The sequence below is a fragment of the Vogesella fluminis genome, from assembly GCF_014652335.1.
In the GTDB taxonomy this organism is placed as follows: domain Bacteria; phylum Pseudomonadota; class Gammaproteobacteria; order Burkholderiales; family Chromobacteriaceae; genus Vogesella; species Vogesella fluminis.
Genome location: NZ_BMYP01000077.1, coordinates 1 through 4,958, shown reverse-complemented (window position 1 = coordinate 4,958; position 4,958 = coordinate 1). Strand labels below are relative to the sequence as shown.

Below are 4,958 nucleotides of genomic sequence, written 5' to 3'. Positions count from 1 at the left end.
ACCTGGAAAACCGGACCGGAGTTCGGCCCTGAAATTTACACCACCTTGACGGACGCTATCTAACGGATTCACACAGTCGACTCTGGAAAACATCTTTGCACTTCTGGTTTCGGGGCCGGAGAATTGACGGCTATACCTCGCATTGGCCGATGAGTCAGACCGTGTCAGGCAACCCAGAAGGTTATGTCATATACGCCGACCTGGTTTTCTGCCAAATTTGGAGACTACGTCTCTCGCCGGATGGCTATTCCTTTACAAGCAACAATCCATATTAAATAATGCTGTCGGACTTAACACTAGGCGCCAAGCTGCATAGCATCGGTACATCTGGTAATAAGGAAGTTTTTTTGGGCATTGGTTTGATCACTTGCATTTGTGTTCGCCAAGCGATGCTCATACCGCTTCGGCTGAACATATCGAGCGCTGTCGTTACCACTAGGGATGACCGGTAGGCGCTAGCGAGGACATCTCCGTGTTTCAAACTTCTTACGGCCCTTTCGACGGCAACAGCTGGGAGCAGCTCTGTCAGCTGGTTTTCAAACGGAAGTTCACAGTCGACGGATATACGCACATCCCAGCCACGCCAGGTGACTACGGCTTGGAAGGGTTCACGAAGACCACTGGGTGTGGATTCCAATGCTACTGTCCTGACAAGCTCTATCCGGCCAAGGAGCTATACAAGAAGCAGCGTGACAAGATTACGACTGATCTGAGGAAGCTTCAAACCAATGAAGTTGATCTTAAGAAGATTTTGGGCACAACAAAGCTACGTCGCTGGTACTTGGTAACTCCAACTATTGCCCACAACGACCTAGTTAAGCACGCTCAGGCGAAAGAGGCGGAGGTCCGAGGGTGGAGCCTTTCAATCCTTGACTCGGACTTTCAAGTTCTGATTCATGACGCGGATCACTACGCTGCCGAGATTCACGAAATGCAGCTCGCAGTGGGCAAGGCCCTCGATTTTGGAGGCCTGCCGACAGCTTTACCGGTGTTGGGCAGTAGTGCGGATACCTACCAGCAGAATGTCATGCGCAAGACGCGGGCTCGACTCGAGAACCGCGTGCCGACGGGAAAGTTGGAAGAACGTGTGGCGCGTTTGTACCAAGCCACGCTTCGGGAGTTCCTTGACCACGACGCGCACTTCAGGCGGATCAACGACACGGCGCCCACTGTCCATTCAAGACTTGTGCGACTTATTAACGGGTACGAGGCGCACGTTGTTGAGACGTGCTCAACTTGGGAGGGCACTCCTCAGGAGTTAACTGAGAAGATTCGGGATGGCCTCGCTGAACGGATCGCTAGGGAGCTCGCGCCGTCAATTGACGAAACCGGCGCATCACAAATCGCCCGCCTGATGGTCTCAAGGTGGATTGCTGTGTGTGAGGTCGACTATGGCTGAAGCAGTTAGCGAGCATCGCCGGTTGCTTTTTGAAAGGCGCCCGTCTCCGGTTCTAGTTGAGCACAGGCCACTCTATAAAATCACGCAATTGCTCTTAGTCCTGCAAGTGTCATCCCGCGGAGGGAGGTCTAGCCTTCCACGGCTCCATCTCTTTAACTGGGCGCTGAAGCGAACAGACCGCATCCAGAAGTTAGTGGAGGCAGCGAAGTCCAAGGCTCTGAACATGAACGCGTGGGGCTTCGATCCGGCCCTCGCAATCGCTATTCGATTCGCTGTTGCAGAGAACTTGGTAACGCCAACTTCGACTGGGTACCAGCTGTCTGATAAGGGCAAAGCATTTATCGCCGAAGTACTGAGGGATCAGGATGCCTTCGCGAAAGAGCGCAAATTGTTGGTACATGTTGGCAAGGACATAACTGAAGCTATGGTCGACCAAGTGGCGAAGGGATGGGAGTCTGCATGAGATTGCGTGGCATCAAGTTGAGGATTGAGACGTCCCAAGGAGAGTTCGGCTTCCAGTACGAGTTCAGCCGTGGCTTGACCGTCATTCGTGGAAGCAACTCTAGCGGCAAGAGCACGCTGTTTAACTGCCTCATGTACGGCCTTGGGATGGAGGAACTTATCGGCGGTAAGGGCGAGAAGGTATTGCCCTACGCCGTTAAGGAGTTCTTTGTTCAAGGCGAGACCAAGATCATGGTCGACACCTCAGAGGTCTTCATCGAGCTCGAAAATTCGAGGGCCCAGAGCGTCACGCTTCGGCGGGCAATTCGAGATTCTGTTCGTCAGCCCAAACTGGTGGAGGTGTTCGATGGTGCCCACTTGACCGCCGGTGTCGAGTTGGGAACGCCAAAGCCAACTTTCCTGTTTGATCCTGGCAGCGCCCAGAAGCAGGAGGGGTTCTTCCAGTTTCTCGAGGGATTCATTGGATACCAACTGCCGCAGGTTCCGACGACCTCCGGCGGTATGGCCAAGCTGTACCTCCAAACGATATTTGCGGCGCTCGCAGTTGAGCAAAAGCGCGGTTGGACCGATTACATCGCCAACGCTCCGTTTTTCGGAATTCGCGACGTCCGTATCCGGGTCACCGAGTTTCTGCTTGGGCTGAGTGTGTTTGAACGTCAAGCTAAACGCGCGAAGCTCGATGCTGAAGCTGTGCTCATCGACTCGGACTGGAGGAAGGCCTATGACACTCTTCGGCAGGCGGCGACAGCAAACGGGATAGTTATCGAGGGCCTCTCCACTACACCGACCTCAACCTTCGACCCAACAACAGTACTGCTCGTGAAATCCGACGGGAAGTTGAAGACGTCGCTAGCGGATCAGGTCAGCCTGCTGCGCGCAGAGCACTCCTTACTTGGAGAGAAGGCGGAAGCTTATGGCAAAGCCTCAGGTGCCGAGGCTATTCAGGAGCTTGAGGCAGCATCATCCGAACTGCAGCACCTCAGTGTGCTGCACGAGCGCGCCACGACGAACCTGACGTTGCAGAAGGCGGCCCTTGAAGATCTACGTGTACTTTTTGCTGAAACTAGCGAGGATCTCGAGCGCAACAAGACGGCCTTGAAACTCCGCAACCTTGGCGCCCAGATGGAGTTGACGGTAGCCGTGGATCATTGCCCCACCTGTCATCAGGAAGTCGACGACACCCTGCTACTTGGGATCGTTTCAGGCCCTCAGATGGACCTGAATACAAATATTGAGTACCTCGACAGCCAGCGCAGGATGCTGCAGAACCAGATCAACGGGGCTCTTGAGGAAATTCATCAGTCAGAAATCGCGCTGACGGAAGTGGCCACCCGCCTAGCTAAGACCCATGACTACCGCAATTCTCTCCGGGGAGACGTGAGCAACGGAGCGGTGGAGTCTCGTGCGATTGTTCGTCGACAAATTCAGATCGAGCTGGAGTTATCTAACCTGCAAGCCTTCAACGCTCAGGCAGATGCTCTTATGGTGACATTTGGAGAGGTTGCGGATCGACTGGCGGCCAACCAACTTGATCGGAGAGCCCTGCCGAGAGACGTCTATAGCCAGGCAGACCTGTCCAGAATCTCATTATTCGAGAAGAACTTTAGAAGCAATGCTAGTTCATTTGGGTATGAGAGTGCCGACATCAAGGACATTCGTATCAGCCTTGACAGTCTGACCCCGATTTTGGCGGAGCTGGAACTGCGCGAGATTCGCACAAAGGTTCAGACTAGTCTCACTGCAGACTCGAGCGCTAGCGATTTTGTGCGCCTTATCTGGAGCTACTTACTGGCGCTTTATCAAACGTCATCGACGCGAGGCTTCGAGGGGCATCACCCCGGACTTTTGCTCATGGATGAGCCTGGCCAACACTCAATGCGATCAATCAGTCAGCATGCATTGCTGCAGCTTCTCAGCGGGCAAGCAGGCCTGCAGTCCATAGTTGCAGCGTCATTCGATGAGAATGAGTCGGTTTTCAAGGAGGCGACCGCTGGCCTCGATTACAAGCTGATCCAATGGGAAGGCAAGGTTATTCGCCCCTTGGCAACATAGGTGATGAGATAATTATGGTGAGCGGGATTTAGACACGCGTATCGCGAGGCAGTTAGACAAACAATCAAAGGGGTTAAAAATGGATAAAAACCAAATGCAAATGAGATCAGTATTGATCTATGGGACGGAGGGAGAGATCCTTCTGAATAGTCTTTCCCAAGTTCCGGGGTGGGAGTTGACGCCACTGGGAATCGCTGGTGGGCACGAACATTGTCTATCCAATGGTAACGAAAAAGTTGCCTTGCACATAATTGCACCGAACGTAGTTTCAACCTCGAACGTACTTCCTTATGATTGGGAGCATAACCAAGCTAGTGCCAACGAGCTTCTAAAGAAGCTTTCAAAGGCTTTAACCGATGCAGGTATTGAAAATATTATTTCTGCATCCGAAAGTGACTTGGCCTAACCACTCCGTTGGGAGTGGCAGCCGACAAGATGAACTTGCGGGTTCCCTTAGCGGCTTTGCCGCTATGGCTGCCTCCTACGTCAAACGTTAAGCCCAAAGAACACACCGAAATAGTTCCAATACGGATCAAGATGAATAAGAGACAGCCCCCCAAGAAAGCAACATCGGGCCCGGTAAAAAAAACTCCTAGTAAACGAGTTTTGGTCCAACCTCAAGTTACATTCAATAAGCAAACGTCACAAACTCCCGGCGACAAAAACGCCCAAGTGCTTGCCGCTACTGTCGGCGGTGTCGTCGTGGGAAACATGATTGTTCCTGGTGTCGGTGGAGCACTTCTCGGGGGCATCATCGGTGCACTTCTTGGCGGCAGCTCTAACAAGGGGTCGAAGAAGTGAATAACCCCAACTTGATTGGCTTATATATTGGTACAGCAGCAGGCGCACTGTTCTTTTTGTACAGCTACTTAGCATGCAAGAAGGTACCCGCACTCAACCAAGTTGCGGTTGTCCTTCTAGCATGGACTGGTGCTGTAGTAGGCTTGCACCTCGGATTTATCGCATTAACCGCTGACGATACCACGCTAGCAGCCTGTCGGACTTGGGCCTGCCCGAAGGCGGAATAGTGAAACGCAGGGCCGTT

Annotated in this window: 5 protein-coding genes; all 5 read left to right on the top strand. The window is 52.9% G+C overall.

Annotation, left to right across the window (positions count from 1 at the left end):
* Positions 1–472: 472 nt before the first annotated feature.
* Complete coding sequence (locus IE083_RS15265; RefSeq protein ID WP_189354894.1) at positions 473–1,399, top strand: hypothetical protein; 927 nt, start codon at positions 473–475, stop codon at positions 1,397–1,399.
* Positions 1,400–1,622: 223 nt separating this feature from the next.
* Positions 1,623–1,862 (top strand): hypothetical protein, encoded by a 240-nt coding sequence (locus IE083_RS15900; protein ID WP_229799791.1) that lies wholly within the window; start codon positions 1,623–1,625, stop codon positions 1,860–1,862.
* Positions 1,859–3,913, top strand: coding sequence for an ATP-binding protein (locus tag IE083_RS15255; protein ID WP_189354892.1), 2,055 nt, complete (start codon positions 1,859–1,861; stop codon positions 3,911–3,913). The genes IE083_RS15900 and IE083_RS15255 overlap by 4 nt, the downstream gene beginning before the upstream one ends.
* Positions 3,914–3,992: 79 nt before the next feature.
* Positions 3,993–4,319, top strand: coding sequence for a hypothetical protein (locus IE083_RS15250; RefSeq protein WP_189354891.1), 327 nt, complete (start codon positions 3,993–3,995; stop codon positions 4,317–4,319).
* A gap of 131 nt (positions 4,320–4,450) precedes the next feature.
* The gene (locus tag IE083_RS15245; RefSeq protein ID WP_189354890.1) at positions 4,451–4,714 is read left to right on the top strand and encodes a hypothetical protein; all 264 of its coding nucleotides are present in this window, start codon (positions 4,451–4,453) and stop codon (positions 4,712–4,714) included.
* Positions 4,715–4,958 lie beyond the last annotated feature (244 nt).